At 67.6% G+C, this 16,800-nt stretch carries 13 protein-coding genes and 5 pseudogenes; 14 read left to right on the top strand and 4 right to left on the bottom strand.

The window, feature by feature from the left end:
* The first annotated feature begins 146 nt into the window (after positions 1–146).
* Positions 147–1,837: pseudogene (locus OG978_RS41000) on the top strand (ISAzo13 family transposase).
* A 1,023-nt stretch (positions 1,838–2,860) separates the two neighbouring features.
* On the opposite strand, the gene OG978_RS40995 reads toward OG978_RS41000, so the two are convergent.
* The 3 genes from OG978_RS40995 to OG978_RS40985 all read right to left on the bottom strand — a co-directional run bounded on the left by OG978_RS40995 (position 2,861) and on the right by OG978_RS40985 (position 7,109).
* Positions 2,861–3,439 carry a hypothetical protein gene (locus tag OG978_RS40995; protein ID WP_326763260.1) on the bottom strand — a complete coding sequence of 193 codons (579 nt, stop codon included), beginning with the start codon at positions 3,437–3,439 and terminating at the stop codon, positions 2,861–2,863.
* Between the two features lie 1,100 nt (positions 3,440–4,539).
* Positions 4,540–4,902 carry a hypothetical protein gene (locus OG978_RS40990; RefSeq protein WP_326763259.1) on the bottom strand — a complete coding sequence of 121 codons (363 nt, stop codon included), beginning with the start codon at positions 4,900–4,902 and terminating at the stop codon, positions 4,540–4,542.
* 497 nt (positions 4,903–5,399) lie between these two features.
* Positions 5,400–7,109 (bottom strand): GH25 family lysozyme, encoded by a 1,710-nt coding sequence (locus OG978_RS40985; protein ID WP_326763258.1) that lies wholly within the window; start codon positions 7,107–7,109, stop codon positions 5,400–5,402.
* 223 nt (positions 7,110–7,332) lie between these two features.
* On the opposite strand from OG978_RS40985, the gene OG978_RS40980 reads away from it, so the two are divergent.
* The 5 genes and pseudogenes from OG978_RS40980 to OG978_RS40960 all read left to right on the top strand — a co-directional run bounded on the left by OG978_RS40980 (position 7,333) and on the right by OG978_RS40960 (position 10,490).
* Positions 7,333–8,511: a peptidoglycan-binding protein gene (locus OG978_RS40980; protein WP_326763257.1), complete on the top strand. Its 1,179-nt coding sequence runs from the start codon at positions 7,333–7,335 to the stop codon at positions 8,509–8,511.
* A 55-nt stretch (positions 8,512–8,566) separates the two neighbouring features.
* A complete protein-coding gene (locus OG978_RS40975; protein WP_326763256.1) occupies positions 8,567–8,821 on the top strand; it encodes a DUF6332 family protein in 255 nt (84 codons plus the stop codon).
* Positions 8,822–9,203: 382 nt separating this feature from the next.
* Positions 9,204–9,551: pseudogene (locus OG978_RS40970) on the top strand (Tn3 family transposase); the annotation flags it as partial.
* A 177-nt stretch (positions 9,552–9,728) separates the two neighbouring features.
* Positions 9,729–9,858: pseudogene (locus OG978_RS40965) on the top strand (5-methyltetrahydropteroyltriglutamate--homocysteine methyltransferase); the annotation flags it as partial.
* Positions 9,859–10,067: 209 nt separating this feature from the next.
* The gene (locus OG978_RS40960) at positions 10,068–10,490 is read left to right on the top strand and encodes an RICIN domain-containing protein (RefSeq protein ID WP_266767452.1); all 423 of its coding nucleotides are present in this window, start codon (positions 10,068–10,070) and stop codon (positions 10,488–10,490) included.
* A gap of 221 nt (positions 10,491–10,711) precedes the next feature.
* Here the strand turns inward: OG978_RS40960 and OG978_RS40955 are convergent, their stop codons facing one another.
* Positions 10,712–11,842 carry an alpha/beta hydrolase family protein gene (locus OG978_RS40955; protein WP_326763255.1) on the bottom strand — a complete coding sequence of 377 codons (1,131 nt, stop codon included), beginning with the start codon at positions 11,840–11,842 and terminating at the stop codon, positions 10,712–10,714.
* Positions 11,843–11,959: 117 nt separating this feature from the next.
* Between OG978_RS40955 and OG978_RS40950 the strand changes: the two genes are divergently transcribed.
* The 8 genes and pseudogenes from OG978_RS40950 to OG978_RS40915 all read left to right on the top strand — a co-directional run bounded on the left by OG978_RS40950 (position 11,960) and on the right by OG978_RS40915 (position 16,758).
* Positions 11,960–12,148 carry a hypothetical protein gene (locus tag OG978_RS40950; protein WP_326763254.1) on the top strand — a complete coding sequence of 63 codons (189 nt, stop codon included), beginning with the start codon at positions 11,960–11,962 and terminating at the stop codon, positions 12,146–12,148.
* Between the two features lie 403 nt (positions 12,149–12,551).
* Positions 12,552–12,779, top strand: a pseudogene (locus tag OG978_RS40945) (transposase family protein); the annotation flags it as partial.
* Positions 12,749–13,135, top strand: a pseudogene (locus OG978_RS40940) (hypothetical protein); the annotation flags it as partial. The pseudogenes OG978_RS40945 and OG978_RS40940, both read left to right, overlap by 31 nt.
* Positions 13,136–13,178: 43 nt before the next feature.
* Complete coding sequence (locus tag OG978_RS40935) at positions 13,179–13,724, top strand: ISAs1 family transposase (protein ID WP_326763253.1); 546 nt, start codon at positions 13,179–13,181, stop codon at positions 13,722–13,724.
* Positions 13,725–13,818: 94 nt separating this feature from the next.
* Positions 13,819–14,457, top strand: a complete 639-nt coding sequence (locus OG978_RS40930; RefSeq protein WP_326763252.1) for a GrpB family protein — start codon at positions 13,819–13,821, stop codon at positions 14,455–14,457.
* Complete coding sequence (locus OG978_RS40925; protein ID WP_326763251.1) at positions 14,454–15,704, top strand: MFS transporter; 1,251 nt, start codon at positions 14,454–14,456, stop codon at positions 15,702–15,704. The genes OG978_RS40930 and OG978_RS40925 overlap by 4 nt, the downstream gene beginning before the upstream one ends.
* A 503-nt stretch (positions 15,705–16,207) precedes the next feature.
* Positions 16,208–16,378: a hypothetical protein gene (locus OG978_RS40920; RefSeq protein WP_326763250.1), complete on the top strand. Its 171-nt coding sequence runs from the start codon at positions 16,208–16,210 to the stop codon at positions 16,376–16,378.
* Positions 16,379–16,560: 182 nt separating this feature from the next.
* Positions 16,561–16,758: a hypothetical protein gene (locus OG978_RS40915; protein ID WP_326763249.1), complete on the top strand. Its 198-nt coding sequence runs from the start codon at positions 16,561–16,563 to the stop codon at positions 16,756–16,758.
* Positions 16,759–16,800: the final 42 nt, after the last annotated feature.

Raw genomic sequence — 16,800 nt, 5'->3', positions numbered from 1 at the left:
CCGCGACTCCGCGGCCGCGGGCATGTGTTCAGCCTGCATGGCACGCTCGTGGCCGCGGGCGCGGCTTACGGATGTTTCCTGTTTCGTATTTAGGGCTCGTAAAGAATCAACACGTTGCTTCACGGTCTCCCTGTCGTTGGTGTGGTATGCGCATACCGAGTGAGGTTCGTGACCAACTTGCCCTGAGATTCGGAGTGTTGTTCCCTCATCTGAATGAGCGGCAGCAGCGGCTGGCGCTGGCCGCCGAGGCCCGGCTGCTGGGGCACGGTGGGGTCCGGGCCGTCGCGCGTGCCGCAGGGGTGAGCGAGACGACGGTGCGGAAGGGTGTCTTCGAGTTGGAGGGCGGTGAGGACCCACTGCCCGATGGCCGGGTCCGCCGGGACGGCGGCGGTCGCAAGAGCGCCGAGAAGCTTGACCGGCTGCTCGTTCCGGCGTTGCTGGCGCTGGTCGAGCCGGATGAGCGGGGGATCCGATGTCGCCGCTGCGGTGGACGACCAAGTCGCTGCGGTCTCTGGCCGGGGAGCTGACGCGGCAGGGCCATACCGCGTCGGCGCCGACCGTGGGCAGGCTGCTGCGGGAGAACGGTTTCAGTCTGCAGGCCAATGCCAAGACCCTTGAGGGCGCTCAGCACCCCGACCGGGACGCGCAGTTCCGGTACATCAACGACCAGGTCAAGGACCATCAGGCGGAGGGCGAGCCGGTGGTCAGTGTGGACACGAAAAAGAAGGAAGTCGTCGGGGATTTCAAGAATGCGGGACGTCAATGGCGGCCGGCCGGTGAACCCGTGCGGGTTGACGTCCATGACTTCCCCAGCGATGCACTGGGCAAGGCCCTGCCTTATGGCATCTACGATCTGGCGGCGGACACCGGCTGGGTGAATGTCGGTACGGATCACGACACCGCAGCCTTCGCGGTCGAATCGATCCGCCGTTGGTGGAACGGGCAAGGACGCCTCGACTACCCGCAGGCCAGACGTCTGTTGATCACTGCCGATGCCGGCGGCTCCAACGGCTACCGCACCCGGGCCTTCAAGACCGAGTTGGCCGCGTTCGCCGCCCGGACCGGCCTGGCCGTCACGGTCTGCCACATGCCGCCGGGCACATCGAAGTGGAACAAGGTGGAGCATCGGCTGTTCTCCGCGATCACCATGAACTGGCGCGGCAGAGCGCTGAACAGCCACGAGGTCGTCGTGCAGTCCATCGCCGCGACCACCACCCGCACCGGTCTCACCGTCCACGCCGAACTCGACACCGGCACCTATCCCACCGGTGTGAAGGTCAGCGACACCGAGCTGAACGCGGCGCCGGTCACCGGACATGCCTTCCACGGCGAATGGAACTACACCGTGCACCCCCACCCCGCCAGCCCGGCAGACCCCACCAGGCCGACGCCCGGGCCGGCGGCGGTCTTCGACCGCGGTGCCCTGTCACATCCCGCGCTGACCGGCATGACCTGCACCGCACTGGCCGAGCTGACCGAGACCCTGACCCCTGGCTGGCAGGCGCTGCAGAAACAGGACCCGGCCACCCGACGCGACGGCGGCACCCGGCGCCGGGCCCCGGGCGGCGGCCGCAAAGCCAAACTCGACCTGGCCGACCGGGTCCTGGCCACCGTGCTGCAACAAAACCTCGCTCTGCCGCCTACCGTGCTGGCCCACCTCTTCGCCGTCAGCAAGGACACCATCCGCCACACCACCAGCGAGATCCGACGACTGATGGACCAGCACGCGCACACACCCCAGCCCCCAGCAGCACACCTCAGCACCCTGGCAGGACTCCTCGTCCACGCCACCGCACACGGCGCGACCCTCACGACAGAGACCAAACCAACGTGTTGATTCTTTACGAGCCCTTAGCCGCAGCCCAGGCAATGAACGGAGTATGCCCCTGGCATACTCCGTTCGCTGGAAGTTGGTAGCTGTGCAGTGCCCGCGTGCGTAGCATCGGCGGTGTCGTCGTGAGACGCAGGAACGGGGCCGTCCCCTGAAGGAACGGCCCCGCGGAGCGGTCGCCGGGCTACAGCGGGAGCCGACTGAGTAAGTCGAGCAGCAACTCGACTGCACTCAGGTAGAAGCTCCACGCGGCGTAGTCCGGCGCATCGTCCCACTTCATGATCTGCCTCCTCGACAAGGCCGGGAGAGGCACTTCCTCCCTCCAGCCAGCTGGTCCGGAGGGAAACCCGCGAAGAGGGACACCGCGCGATCGCACTCTAAGCGCCGGGGCACGGCCACCCTCCGCCATGAACGAAAGTGCACGCTCGGTGCCCCTTCCTGACCGAGTACGAAACCGCCGCGATGGCAGGACCGGAGCGCCGGGAGCACGCTGGAGTCATGACCAGCGCGCCGATCACCGTGCACCAGCCCGCCGGCACGGGCGGCCGACGCGTCACCGTGCACACCCACGGCCGTGCCCTTGGCGCAGGCCCCCAGGCTCCCGCGCCCAGCATTCGCGCCGCCCAGGCCGACCTGCTCGATGTTCTTCCCGGAGAGCGTCTGTCCGACCTCGATGAACTGCGAGCCCGAGGCGTGCTCGGTTCTCGCCCGGCGGCGCCCCGTCCCCGCGGCGGACCTTCGGAACCGGTGGCCGCACCGCCGAGGAACAGCCCTGCCATCCCGCCTGACACTCCCTCAGCGATGGTGCGGCACCTGAGTGCTGCCGCGCCCGCGAAACGCCCGGTGGGCGGCACTCCACCCCCTCCATTGGCTGACGCGCCGAACGGGCTGATGACTCGTTCCGCCTGTCGTGAGGAGCGGGGAGCGGGGAGCTGCCAGCCCGAGTGCGAAGGAGCCCTGACGGCTCGTGTAGGCCGTCAGGGCTTCGTGTCGTTTGCCGCCGGGGTGAGGCTGGCTGGGGTGAGGGGGTCAGGGTTGCGGTCGCAGGACCTTCCAGAAGGCGACGTCGGCGTTGGCGCGGTTGGAGTAGGCGCTGGTGTCCACGTCGTACCGGGCGCCGGTCGCGGTGCTGACGTCGTTGGTGTCCAGGAAACCGCCCCTGTTGTGGTAGGTGCTCCACAGCTGGACGGTGTCGTTGAAGCGGACGAGGCCGTCCAGGGGCGCGGAGGTGGTGTCGAAGATCTGCCAGCGGCTGCTGTTCTCGTCGCGGTCCTTGCCCCAGGCGGTAGTGACGTCGTAGATGCCACCAGAGCTCTGCTGGCCAGCACTGGCTGCGCCGTTGACGTCCAGGTAGCCGCCGTTACCGTCCCAGAGATTGCGCAGGTAGACGATGTCGCCACTCCTCACCGGGGAGCCGGCGGCCTGGCAGGAACCGGAGACGATCTCCCAGGTACCGGTGCCCGGCGCGCGCGTGGCGGTGGGGGCCGTGGAAACTGCCAGCTTGGCCCCTGGCGCGCTGGAAGTGCCATTGGTGTCGAGGTAGCCCCCGTCGCCCTGATAGAGGTTCTGCAGGTGCAGCCGGTCGCCGTAACGCAACTCGTTCGCCATCACTGGTTCCTCTCTTCGGTGGATCCGCGCTGAGCCGGTTCCCGCTCTGGACAGCAGGCGGGGCCCGACACTTCGGATGGTGTCGGCGGCGGCGACGACGCGCCCGGGCAATACATGCAAAGCACACCTTCAGATGAATTGAACTGATAGCGCGCGTACTGGGCGAACAGTCTTTTCAGGACAAAGGTGCGAGCGGGTGCATCCTCTTGCCGACCGCGTGCGGACACGAAAGAAGTGGCGGATACGGCCCGCCCTGCGCCCTTCGGTGTATGTGGAACTGGTCAGCCAGAGGTCTGGGACCGGGGTCCCGTGTGGGATAGCGCGAGTTCATAGGCCCAACCAGCTCGCCAACTGCGGTGCATAGCACCGCAAACAAGGCACTACGCGTTAACGGCGGCAATCAAATCTTCCGGTACGCCGGGGACCAGGGGGCTTCGAACCCGCGGGTGAACGTCTCCGGCAGCCTCAAGCGCATCGCGGTGGGCTCCCGGACGAACGTGTGGGGCGTCGATCCCGCCAGCATGTGCTGGGAGTGGTGTGGGCTGGGGTGTTGCGGGTTGGTTGAGAACCAGTCGGGAACGGGCTGGTCGGGGTGGTGGGTGGTCTGGCCTGGGAGTGTCTCATCTGTGACCTGCTGTGGTCGGGGCCTGGGTCGTGCCGTGGGCGGCCGCCCCGTCGCTGTCGTGATCGTTTTTCATCTCAAATTCGTCCTTCTTCCTGCTCGGATTCAAGGGATTCTTTATGGGATTCCCGCAGGGTGGATTCTGAGTACGTTTCAGGGCCCGAGAGAGGGTTTCTCTCGGGCCCTTCGGGTGTTGATTGCGGGTCAGTTTTTGATGGTGGGTGAGTGGTGATTCTATGGGGTTGTCGGGATTGGTGCGCACGGCCCTGGGCTGTCGGTGCGGCGCATCCTGAAGGGTATGGGTGAGAACGACGAGGTCCAGGGCGGTGTCGCCGGACCGGTGTCGGCGCCGGCGGTGTTCGTCGTGGGGAGAAGTTGGACCGTGGCCGGTGGCCGGTGGCCGGTGGCCGGTGGCCGGTGGGCAGGCCGGTGCCCCGGTCCGGCTGGTGGGCCGGGCCGGGGCACCGGTGGGGGTGTGTCAGGTTCCGAGGTATTCGAGGAGCCAGCTGATAGGCACGTCGTCTGCGGAGTCTCCGCCGTCCTTCTTCATGCGGCCGATGACGACTTTCTGGGTGCCGGCGGGGAGCCGTTCGCCGAGGCGGTTGCCGTTGTCGGGGACGGTCCGGGGCTGGACACCGCCCCAGGTGCTGCCGGTGTAGATGCTCACGCCGAGTTTGGTGTCCGCCCAGGCGCAGCCGAAGCTGAGCCAGCAGTCGCCCCACGGGCCGGCGTTGGGCGGCGGCACGGTCAGGATGATGGTGTGCTTGTAGTGGATGAGACCGCCGGTCTCGGTGAACGCGAAACCGTGCGGGATCTCACCGAGTTGAAAGTTGTTGGCCACAGATACTCCTTGCTCAGCAGGGGTGCGGCACATCACACGGTATGAGCAGGACCGATCTCTTGATCTCCTGCCGGAGACAAACCCCCGGTTCGAGCGGACCTGAAGTACGCCCGGCGGCTTCCACCGCGCCCGTACGCCTCTCCCCACCAGCCAGGTTCGGCACCCGCGGACCAGGGCCACCCATCTGACTGGCGGCGGCGTTGAGCACCAGGCCCAGCCAACGGATCCTGGTTCTCGCCACACCCGCGCCGGACCGTCGACGACCTCGCCTCCCACGCCCACGCGATCGGCGAGCTGCTGCTCGAAGCCACCCCCGCAGTACCTCGCCAACACTGCGGCCACCGGCATCCTCACCCCCGGTCCTGCGACGACATCGACCCCGAACCTGACCACGGCCTCGCCGCTACGCCCGTCTGAAACGTCCGGTGGGCGGCACCCGCATGGGGTGCCGCCCACCGGACGTTGGTGGCGCAGGTGTCAGTCGACTTGGAGGGGGATCAGATGAGGGTGATGTCCCAGTGGATGCCGCCGCTGCGGGGGATTTCGTAGACGTACTCGGCGGAGATCCCGTTGAGGGTGCCGTGCCAGCGGGCGTCGTTGCCCCGCGGGGCGCCCTTGCGCTGGGTGGTCTTGATCCAGTTGGTCACGCAGCGGCCCTCGTCACGGGTACGCAGGTCGAGCTTGTAACCGTTGGCGTGGGAGTGGTTGCCCCGGGTGCTGTGGCCGGACTCGGTGCCGCCGGTGATGACGATGGTGCAGCCGCTGGCCTTCTTCAGAGCGATGACGCCCTGGATGGTCCGGGCACGGACACCTGCCAAAGAGGTCCGCCCGACCGGGGCCTTGATACCGGCCGCGGCGAGCTGCGTGAGGGCCTGGCGCTGGGTCAGCCTACCGTTCGCCGGAGCGGGCGTGGTCGGGGCAGGCGTGGTCGGGGTGCTCGTCTTGGTTCCGTTGACGAGCTTGTTCCACGTCTTCGGGCCGATGATCCCGTCGGCGGTCAGGCCGTGGGACCGCTGGAACGCGGCAGCCGCGGCCTGGGTGGCCGGGCCGAACGCCCCGTCGACCGCGATGCGGTTGCCATACCCGGCCAGCTGCGCCTGGGCCGCCTTCACCGTGGATCCCTTCGAGCCCTGGCCAACGGTGCGGACCAGCTTGTTCCAGGTGTTCGGGCCGATGATGCCGTCGGCGGTCAGGCCGTGGGAGCGCTGGAACGCGGCGGTGGCGTTCCGGGTGTTCGGGCCGTAGATCCCGTCGGCGGTGACGGACTGGCCGCCCGCGGCCAGCAGGTGCTGGGCGGTGGTGACGTTGACGCCGCGCGTCCCGTTCTTGAGCAGCGGCCAGACGGCCGTGGACGGAGCAGATGGCGTCGTGGACGGAGCAGGCGGCGTCGTGGGCGGAGCAGGCGGGGTTGTCGAACCTGTTCCCGGGCGGGTGGGGGTCTGGCCGGGGCTGAGGTGGGCGAGTGCGCGGAGCTGGGTCAGTGTGCCCTTGTAGACGTTGATGTCGGCTTTGCCCCGCAGGCCGGGTACCGTCCCGTTCTCGGTGTACTGCCAGATCGACCAGTACCTGCCGCCGACGGGAGCGGGCTCACGCGTTCCGCTCTCGTAGCGGGGCTGCCACAGCGGGCTGTTGGCCAGGGCGCCGGTGTTGCCGCGCAGGCAGGTGTCGGCGAAGTCCTTCGAGGTGTAGACGATGGGGTTCACCCCGAACGCCTGACGGGCCTTGGAGAGGAACGCGGCGACCTGGGTGTTGTTCACCCCGGCCGGGCACCGGCCGCGGATCTTCTCCAGGTCGACCACCGGGGGAAGTTGCCCGGGCCGCTTGCCGTCGTAGCCGGCGGCCCGGGCCGTACGGACGAAGTGGTCGGCCTGGGCCACGCCGGAACCGGAGTCGTAGAAGTGGTAGGGCGCGGCCATCAGCCCGGCCTGCGAGGCGCCTGCGAAGTCACCGGCGAACTGCGGGTCGCGGTAGCCGGTGCCCTGGGTCGCCTTCTGGAACACGAACGAGTACCCGGCCCTCGCGGCTGCCGACCACTGGATCGGGTGGGAGTTGTGGTGGCTGGTGTCGAAGCCCTTCACGCTGTACGCGGCCGGGCTGTTCGCCTGCGCCTGCTCGTTGCCGGAGTAGCTGATCAGGCCAAATCCGGCGGCCGCGACCGCCACCATGGCACCCGCCTGAAGACCCGTCTTCTTGCTGATGATGCACACGACTTCACCCCTCGTCAGACCCACCGGCACACATCCGGAGGGCGATTCACACGGCGCCTTTGCGGCGTCGACGAGATGAAGATTCGGGGTACCGCCGTCCCACCGGTAGCCTGATCGCCATTCCAGCCGTACTGCGCCGTCCCGGCCGTCCCACAAGGCCCCTGACCTGCGAAAAGGAACGGCTCTGGAACACGACGATCACATCGGCACCAGGGGGAGACCTGTGCAACCCAACCAAGGCGACAATTCACCCGCACAGCCACTGCCGGAAGTCACCGCACTGCTCCAGGCACTACGGCAGGTCAAGACATCCAAGAACCTCTCCCTGGACGCCTTCACCCACGACACCGGCTACTCACGCTCCTCGTGGAACCGGGTCCTCAAAGGCACCGCGTTCCCACCCCGGGCAGCCGTGGAACGACTCTGCTCCCGCCGCGGCCTGGACAAGAACACCCTGCTCGGCCTCTGGGACACCGCCGACCAGGCCCGCCGCGCCGCAGACACCCAGGACGAAGCACCGTCCGAAGCAGCGCACGTTCCGGCACCGGCGGACTCCGCACCAGGCGTACCGGACCCCACACCGCCGACAGCCCTTGCACCGGACCCCACACCACCGACAGCAGCCCCAGACCCCACACCGTCGGCAGCCGCGGACCCCGTGCCGCCGACAGTCCCGGACACCGTTCCTGGCACCGCAGCTCCGAAACCCGCAGCGGCCACCCCGGCTCCCGCACCATCCACGCCCGGCCCGGCCGAACCGGCAAGGCCGGCCGCTGCTCCCCGAAGCAGGATCAAAATCCTCGCGCTGATCGCCGCTGCCCTCGCCGCGCTGCTGCTGGTCGGACGCTGGTACTCGGTCCACGAGACGAAGGACTCCGCCGTCTCCCAGCCCGAGACCGGCGGCGACAACCGCCCCGGCGACGACCAACCAGTGGCCGACGAAACCCCCGTGCCCCCGAAGAGCAGCACCGCACCGACCAAGACTCCGCCGGACGACGAGAAGAAGGACAAGGACCAGGACTCCACGGGCGAGGAGGACACGAACACGAAGCCACCGCGCCCCAGCAGTTCAGCCAAGGACCAGGCCTCTTCCCCGGCCTCTGCTTCTGCCTCTCCCAGTACGGCCGCCTCGCCCGGCGCCGCCGGCCGCGCCAGCTGCCGCTACAACTGGGACCGCACCCAGGTCATGGCTAAGGGCATGGTCGGCTCGAAGGTGAAGCAGATCCAGTGCCTGCTGAACTCCAACTACGACTACACACTCACCGTCGACGGCAAGTTCGGAGAAAGTACCGACGTCGCCGTACGTGCCGTGCAGAGCTGTAGCGGTCTCAATCCCGACGGCCAGGTCGGACCCCAGACCTGGAAGTACCTCGACACCCCCATGTCCGGCTGCGGCCACTGAGCCAGGTGCTGTTCGGTCCAGGCGCAATGGCTTGACGTGATGTGAGACTTGCAGCATGGATATGGGGCGTGAGTCGCGGTGGGAAAAGGACGCAATGACGGTGGAGATCGTTTTTGCTCTGGTGACTGCCGTCGTGCTGGCTGCGGCGGTCTTTGCCGTCGCTCTGGCTCTCGCACTGGCTTTTGGCGTCTCTGGTCCAGCGGGGAAGGGCGCGTTGGTGGGGGGTGCGCTGCTCGGAGCGGCGGCCGGAGTGTGGCGTCTGGTCCGGGTGCTGCGCCGGTTCGACGCACAGCGCCGTAAAGGTCACTGACCGCAGGCCTCCTCCTTGAGGTCGGTAGCCCACCGGCGGTTGTTCCAGCATGTGGTGCCGGAGGCACCCCCCGCGGCCTCAGGGTGGCGGTCGGCGTCGGCATGGCGACCGTGCCCTGGGCCCGCCGATGTCCCGGAGCCGGAATCTCCTGCGGCACCTGTTGCGTCATGCCCCGCGGGTTCTCCTGCGGTATCTGTTGCGCCCTCTCACCAAGGCGTCGGGTGTTTGTGCAGGTCACCATGCCTGTAGGGGCGTGGTCGGGGTGCTGGCATCCCCTCTGCGCACCCCCTGCTGCCCGAACTGCCGAAAGAGAAAGGGGTGGGGGTGGGGCGGGCGGGAGCGCCTCGGGGATCGGCGGCCGGCCAGTCTGTTCGGCCGCGAGGGGCACCCCACACCGCTGGGGGCGGCGTTCGCCGAGTACGGGCGCATCGACAAGACCATGCACCTGCTCGCCCTGGTCGACCCGGTGGACGACACCTACCGGCGCCTGATGAACCGGCAGCTCACCGTCCAGGAGTCACGCCACCGCCTGGCCCGCGCGATCTGCCACGGTGGCCGCGGGCAGATCCGCCAGGCGTACCGGGACGGCCAGGAGGACCAGCTCGCCCTCGGACTCGTCCTCAACGCCGTCGTGCTGTGGAACACCCGCTACCTGGACGCCGCCGTCGCCCAGCTCCGCGCGGAGGGCCACGACATCAAGGACGAGGACATGGCCTGGGAGTCTTCGCTTCTTTGTCTGGGGTGGTTCTCGGTTCGGTGTCCGGTCTTGGGTGCTGTGGGCCGGGCTGATTCGGTTTGTTTCATTGGGGTGTTGAGCGCTGATGACCGGGCGATGATGTTGGACAAGTCGTGAGGATTAGCTGGTCACTGGGTGAGGATTACCTGGTCAGGGGAGTGAGAGCTCCCACTGGGCACCTGCTGTGACCCGGGCTTCGCTTCCCTTCGCGGACGACACCTCCACCTCATGGGAGACGGCGTTCGCCAAGATCGAGGACCGTCTGCAGGGCACCGAACTGGCCGCCCAGGCCATCGGGCTGGTAACCACGCCCGGAGCCGGGCGTTTCGCGCCGCCTTGCCCGATCGACTGCTGGAGTCCGGCTGTCGGGAACCGACGGCTGTTCGAGCCGGCCGATTATCCCGAGCCCTCACAGGGCGCTTTCTGGTCATACAGCTTGTTGATCACGACGGAGGCGGGGCAGTGATCGTTATGCCGGTGGTCGAATTGATCACTGAACGAGGAGAACTCATGGCCGTTTTCACTGCCGCTCTGGTGGCCCGTCACAGCGACAAGCTCGTGTCCGTCACCGCCTCGGGGACCGAGGACGGCGCCGAGGTCGTCCAGTGGACCGACAAGAACAAGCCCAACCAGCACTGGAACCTGGTGGCGACGACGGGTGGCTACTACAACGTGATTGCCGTGCACAGCGGAAAGGCCCTGTCGGTCACCGCCTCGGACACCGAGGACGGCGGGACCGTCGTCCAGTGGACCAACAAGGGCAAGCCCAACCAGGAGTGGAAGCTCGTCCAGAAGGACGACGGGTACTTCTCCCTGGAGGCACGCCACAGCGGCAAGCTCCTGTCCGTCGTCGGCGAGGACACCGCGGACGGTGCCAAGCTCGTCCAGTGGACCGACAAGAACAAGCCCAACCAGCATTTCCGCCTCGGCTGAGCCACGCCTTCGGAGCCCCTGCCGGAAAGCACCCCGGCGGGGGCCCCGCTGCGAAATGGGCTCTTGGACGGAGTGGTCGCCGCGACTACGAGTGGGGCGGGAGTGAACGAAGCCACCGCGTCACGCCCACCGGCTGCGGCCAGCGCTTTCAGGTGAACCTGGCATTCGTGAAAACGGGCTCGACAGGAGCGATGCGGGCCACCCAATCCCGTCTCGGGTCACTAGCTGCTGACCGGTGACCAGGTGGGTACGTTGTTGGCGGCCCCGAGGAGATGGTGGTCGAGCCAGGCGAAGGCTTCGTCGAGTGTCGGGGCGGTGTCGCTGAGCGGGACGGTCAGCCCGGCGTGTTCAGGTGCGGGCCGGCTGCCGTTCTGCAGGCTCAGTCGCTTGGGCACGGTGAGCTGCTCGAAGTGCTTGGTGATCTGCCTGAGCGGGAACAGCGCATCGCTCCCGGCGTGGGAGATGAACGTCGCGGTGCCACGGGCATTGGTTTGCCCGACGTAGGAGAACGCAGCCCGCTGCATCGCCCACGAGGCGACATCGTCGGGGTTTTCTCCGGCCTGGAGGTCCGCGAGGATCTGCTGCGTGTCCTCATCGAACTTGTGCTTCACCGGTCCGCCGGTGAAGTTGGTCAGGTCGGCGACCGCGGCGAGGTGTCCGCGGTCGTTCTGGTGGCCGGCGACCAGGTCCTCCCACGTGCTCAGCGCGACGACGGCGTCCACACGGGCGCCAGGATCGTGCGCCGCGACGAGCTGGCTGATGAGCCCGCCGTAGGCCCTGCCGAAGAAGGCGATACGGCTCGGGTTGAAGTGCTGTTGAGCGTAGTCGATCACGGTCGAGCCGTCGGCCCAGTCCAGGGGGCCGGCCACGTCGATCGTCCCTCCGGAGGTGCACGGGCCGTCCATGTACCCGCCGCCGTGCACGTCTGCCGTAAGCCCGAGCCCGCGGGGGGTGTAGGCCAGCACGTGGTAGCCGCGCAGCGCCAGCTTGAGATACGTGTGCTCGAACAGGGGCCAGCCGGCAGGCGTCCAGTCGGACGGCACGATCACCACCGGCCGGGGCTCTGGGGCATTGAGCTTGATGGTGTGTGCCGACAACCGGATCCCGTCGGCGGAGGTGATGCGGGGGAAGCCGATGGTGGCCTTCTGCCGCACCTGCTCCGTGAGCCGCTGGAGGTCATCGGTCAGCAGCGGCTTTTCCGCCGCGCCTTGCAGCGTGGCGATCAGCGCATGGCCCACATTGACGGCTTTCGGGTCGAGCGAAGTCGGTGTCGCGAAGACACCCTGCTTCGCGATCCGGGCCACGTCTGCCGCGGTGACCGTGGTGGTCGCCTCGTCCTGTTCAACGCTCATGGAACATGCCCTCTCGATTCCGTCGACCGGATGCACTGAGCAGGCCGACGGGGCTTTCCGCCGGACAGCCCGACGTCTTCCAGATCATTTCTCGCTCTGCAAGAGCCTGACCAGGGCGTGCAGGGGGACACGACAGCGCACCCACGTCCACCGCGCGCCCCCACCCAGGACCAATGGGCAAGCGCTCCCCACCGCGGCTTCTGCGAAGTCGCGGGGATCGGCGGCGGCCCGGCGCTCCTGACCGACTGGATGGCCGCACGCCGCATGGACGTGGTGATCCTCTCCGAGGACGGCCCCGACTGGTGACCGACCGCTTCCACTGGCCCCGCGCTACCAGCCCCGGGGCTGGGGCGATGAACTGCGCCGCCGCCTGCACAACGCGGGCCTCTCCGTATGGGAACTCGCCGACCTCCTCGGCGTCCACGAGCACGACGTCACCATGGACGCCCTGCCTAACCAGCCGCTGCACGTCGTCCTCGAACTCGCCCGGCGCCTGGACCTCCACCCCGCCGACCTCACGCCGTACGCCAGGGGCATTGCATAGTCGCGATCGGTCCGGTTCGTCTGCCTCATGCGTGACGTGGCGTCATGTCCCGGCCTGGTCTGAGATGCCCCCGGGAAGCAGAGCAGGCACGGTGCCGGTGATCATGTGGTTGTCGAAGACCCATGAGAACCGAGCGAGACCGTGCCTGCCCGGACATCATCGCCCATGCCCGCCGGGCTGGGGAATCTGGCCCTCCCGAACCTCTGCGCCACTACGCAGGACGCCGCTGACCTGCGACGCTTCCTAGTCTGGGTGCCCGATCCGCGTGGCCTGCGAGGACGACGGTATCCGCTGCTCCCCCTGTTGTGCGCGGCCGCGGCAGCCGTCCTGACCGGTGCCCGGTCTCTCATCGCGATCGGTGAATGGATCGGCGATGCCCCGCAGCCCGTCCTGGGTGTGCTCGGCTTCCCGGCCGACCGTTCACCGGCATCCGGCCGGCGCCGCACGCCGCCACCGTCCGTCGCCTGCTCCAACGCGTCGACGGCGACGCGCTGGATGCGGCCATCGGTGCTTACCTCCAGGCCAGAACGCCACGGCCGGAAGAGTCCGAGCCGCCGCCGAAGCCGGCTCTGCGGGCGATCGCGGTCGACGGCAAGACAGTCCGCGGCTCCCGCACCGCCACGACCACTGCGGTCCAGCTGCTGGCCGCGATGGACCACCACGGCGTGGTCCTGGCCCAGCGTCAGGTCGCCTCCAAGAGCAACGAGATTCCATCTTTCCAGCCACTTTTGGACACCATCAACGTGGAGAACACCGTGCTGACCGGCGACGCCCTGCACACCCAACACAGCCATGGTGCGTACCTCCGCCGACGACTACCTGGCCATCGTGAAGAAGAACCACCCCGGACTGTATGCGCAGGTCACCAAGCTGCCCTGGGCCGAGATCCCGCTGGACCACCGCACCCGGGACCGGGCCCACCACCGCGACGAGATCCGTCGGATCAAGGTCGTCGCCTTCCACCACCTCGGCTATCCCGGCGCCCGCCAGGCCATCCAGATCGTCCGGTGGCGGCGCGAGCTGAGCACCGGGAAACTGACCACCGAGCGCGTCTACGTGATCACCAGCCTCGACGTCTTCGACGCGACACCGGCCCAACTCGCCACCTGGATCAGAGGCCACTGGGGCATCGAGAACCGCCTGCACCACGTCCGCGACCGCACCTTTTGCGAGGACGACTCCAAGGTCCGCACCGGCCACCTGCCCCGCACCATGGCCGGCCTGCGCAACCTCGCCATCAGCGTCTTCCGCCAGAACGGCGAGACCAACATCGCCGCCGCCCTCCGCCGCACCAGCCGCGACTACCACCGGCCGCTGTCGACCCTCGGCCTCACGTGATCAACCCGGACAGATCGCGATCAGGCAACGGCCCTGGCTAACTACCCTCTAGCCTATTGGAGTTGACAAGCGAACCGAACAAGGACGAAATGTCATGATGCCACAGGAACGTCAAGAGCAGGAGATCCCCCGCGTCTCGATGACTGACGAGGAGATCGAAGCGGCGAACCTGAAGACGCCCCCCCTACTCAACAGCAACATCAAGCTGATGGAGTACACGCCGGAATGGGCCGCCGCGTTCGCGGAGGAGGCCCGCCGGATGAGCGACGAGCTGGGCGCGCTGCCACACCGGATCGAACACACAGGGTCCACCTCGGTACCCGGGTTGCCCGCCAAACCGGTCATCGACATCCTGCTGATCGTTCCCGACTCCGCCGACGAATCCGCCTACGTGCCCAGCCTGGCTCCCCTCGGTTACGCGCTCGCGGTCCGGGAGCCCGATTGGTATGAGCACCGCGTCCTGCGCAAGCCCGACCTCGCGCCCAGTGCCGAATCAGCCAATCTGCACGTGCTCTCCACCGGCTGCCCCGAGATTCAGCGCATGATCCTTTTCCGCGACTGGCTGCGCGCCCACACGAACGATCGCGACCTCTACGCCCGAACCAAAAGGGACCTCGCACAGCGGACATGGACGTACATGCAGCACTACGCCGACGCGAAGAGCGAAGTCATCGCGGACATCCTCGAACGTGCCATGAGAGCTGAACCTCCCAGCGCCCATGGCAGCTCATGAAAGGTGATCTCAGCCTGCTGCGGGAGCGGAATTTCCTCCTGTTCTTCCTCGCCCGCACATCGTCCCTGACGGGCAACGTCATCGCACCGCTGGGCCTCGCCTTCGCCGTGCTGGCCTTGCCTGACGGCTCCCCGTCCCAACTCGGACTACTGCTGGGGACCCGCACAGTCGCTCAGCTCGGTCTGATTCTGCTGGGCGGAGTCCTCGCGGACCGGTTCCCCCGCCAGCGTCTGATCATCGTGGGGGAGACCGCCGCCGGATGCTCCCAAGCGCTCACCGCCGCCCTGTTTCTGCACGGCAGCGTGCCGATGAACCTTCTGATCGTCCTCGCCGCCGTCAACGGCGCGTCCTCCGCTGTCAGCCAACCAGCCGCCACCGCGCTCGTACCCCAGCTCGTCGACGCCGAACGCATTCAGCCTGCGAATGCGTTGCTGCGCCTAGCGGCCAACCTCTCGCGTATCGGAGGCGTGTTCGCCGGCGGAGTACTCGTCGCGGCCGTCGCGCCTGGCTGGGCCTTGGCGGCCGACGCCGCCACCTACTTCCTGTCCGCCGTGCTGCTGATGTTCAGCCGCCCTCGTACGGCATCGCGGGCACTCACCGCGACAGAGGCGCCGACCAGTCTCCTCAGCGAACTGCGCAGCGGCTGGACAGAGTTCTCCTCCCTGCGCTGGATGTGGCCGGTCGTAGGCCAGTTCGCCATCGTCAACGCCTCCTTCGGAGGAGCCATCATGGTGTTGGGCCCGGCGGTGGCCAAGCAGGAGCTGGGCGGGGCGGTCGCCTGGTCGGTCGTTCTCGGCGCCCACTCGGCCGGTTTCGTCCTCGGCAGCCTGATCGCGATCCGCATCCGTCCCCGTTACCCCCTGCGTACGGGCGTTTTCGTCACCTTCGGCTTCTTCCCGGCCTACCTGTTCCTCGCCGGGGGCTCCCCAACCTGGCTGATCGCCACCAGCATGCTGGTGGCTGGCATCTGCATTGATGTGTTCGAGGTCCTGTGGAGAACCACGGTCCACACTCATGTTCCCGAGCAGTCCATGTCCCGGATCAGCTCATATGACTCGCTGGTCTCCTTTATCTGCACGCCCCTGGGCCTCGCCGTGGCAGGCCCGGTGGCTGCTCACATCGGCATAGCCGAAACACTCCTGCTCAGCGGTGTACTCGTCCTCCTGGCCAGCACCATCCCTCTCCTCCTCTCGGCCGTCCGCAACCTCCCGGCTCGTTGCACTGTCCCGGAGCATGTACCCGAATAAGAGCTCGCAGAGGATCAATATGCCTTGACCACCCCACAGCTGGTCATCAGCGACGCCGCTTCAGCCCACCCGAAACGGCGAGGTTAGCTGTGGTCGGCCAGGGCCCAGGTCGTTGCCTGATCGCCGACAACCACATGATCACCGGCACCGTGCCTGCTCTGCTTCCCGGGGGCATCTCAGACCAGGCCGGGACATGACGCCACGTCACGCATGAGGCAGACGAACCGGACCGATCGCGACTATGCAATGCCCCTGCGCCGTACGCCGAGGCCGTCTACCGCCTGCCCCGCTACCGAGACGCCGAGCACCCGCCCGAGGACCCCGGCGCCGACGATCGTTATCTAGGTCTGTCAACTATCCCTAGAAGTCAGGTCGTTGCTTGCTTGTCAGGCAAGTAAGGCAAGTTAGGTGTCCTCCCCGGCTAACTCGAAGGACATGGGGGTGAGCCCAACTGACGGACTGCGGCCCCGTAACCGTCTGCCAGCCTCGTAGTTACATCCGCTATGAACACCACACACCGCATCATCGGGGCCGTGGCCCTGTCCCTCGGCGCACTGGCCGCCACCGCACCCGCGCACGCTGACGACGGCTCCAACGGCCCTGCCTACCTGCGGATCGACGCGTCCGATGTAGCGGGCTACTGGGACGCCATCGTCGATTCGCCGCCGGAGTAGCAGAAAGGAATCTCCCGCACGATGGTCAACGACAACCCCCGCTGACTATCAACCGGTCAAAACCGTTCAGGCCCCCGCGCGAATCCGCCGGGGCCTGAGCCCTGTGCGCCGGGCGAGTAGCGTGGTTCCCATGCGACTGACGTTGCCCTTGCCGAAAACGTCATCCATTGAGGTCATGCGGCATGTCGGTACTCGTGGAGAATGCCGCCGAGGCGATCGCGGCGGCGTATGTCGAGGCGGGCGATCTCGTCCGGAACAGTGATCGGCGTGGGCAATGGATACAGCGGGCGGGCATTCGCGATGCCCTGATGCGGCCGATGGGAGTTGTAGAACTGTTCGATCGCGCGCAAGGCGTGGAGCGGCACTGTCACGTTGACTGACCGGCCTGGGATGATCTTCTGGTTGGTCGTGCTGGGAGGGGG

The organism is Streptomyces sp. NBC_01591, from assembly GCF_035918155.1.
In the GTDB taxonomy this organism is placed as follows: Bacteria; Actinomycetota; Actinomycetes; order Streptomycetales; family Streptomycetaceae; genus Streptomyces.
This window is presented reverse-complemented; position numbering and strand designations above follow the sequence as displayed.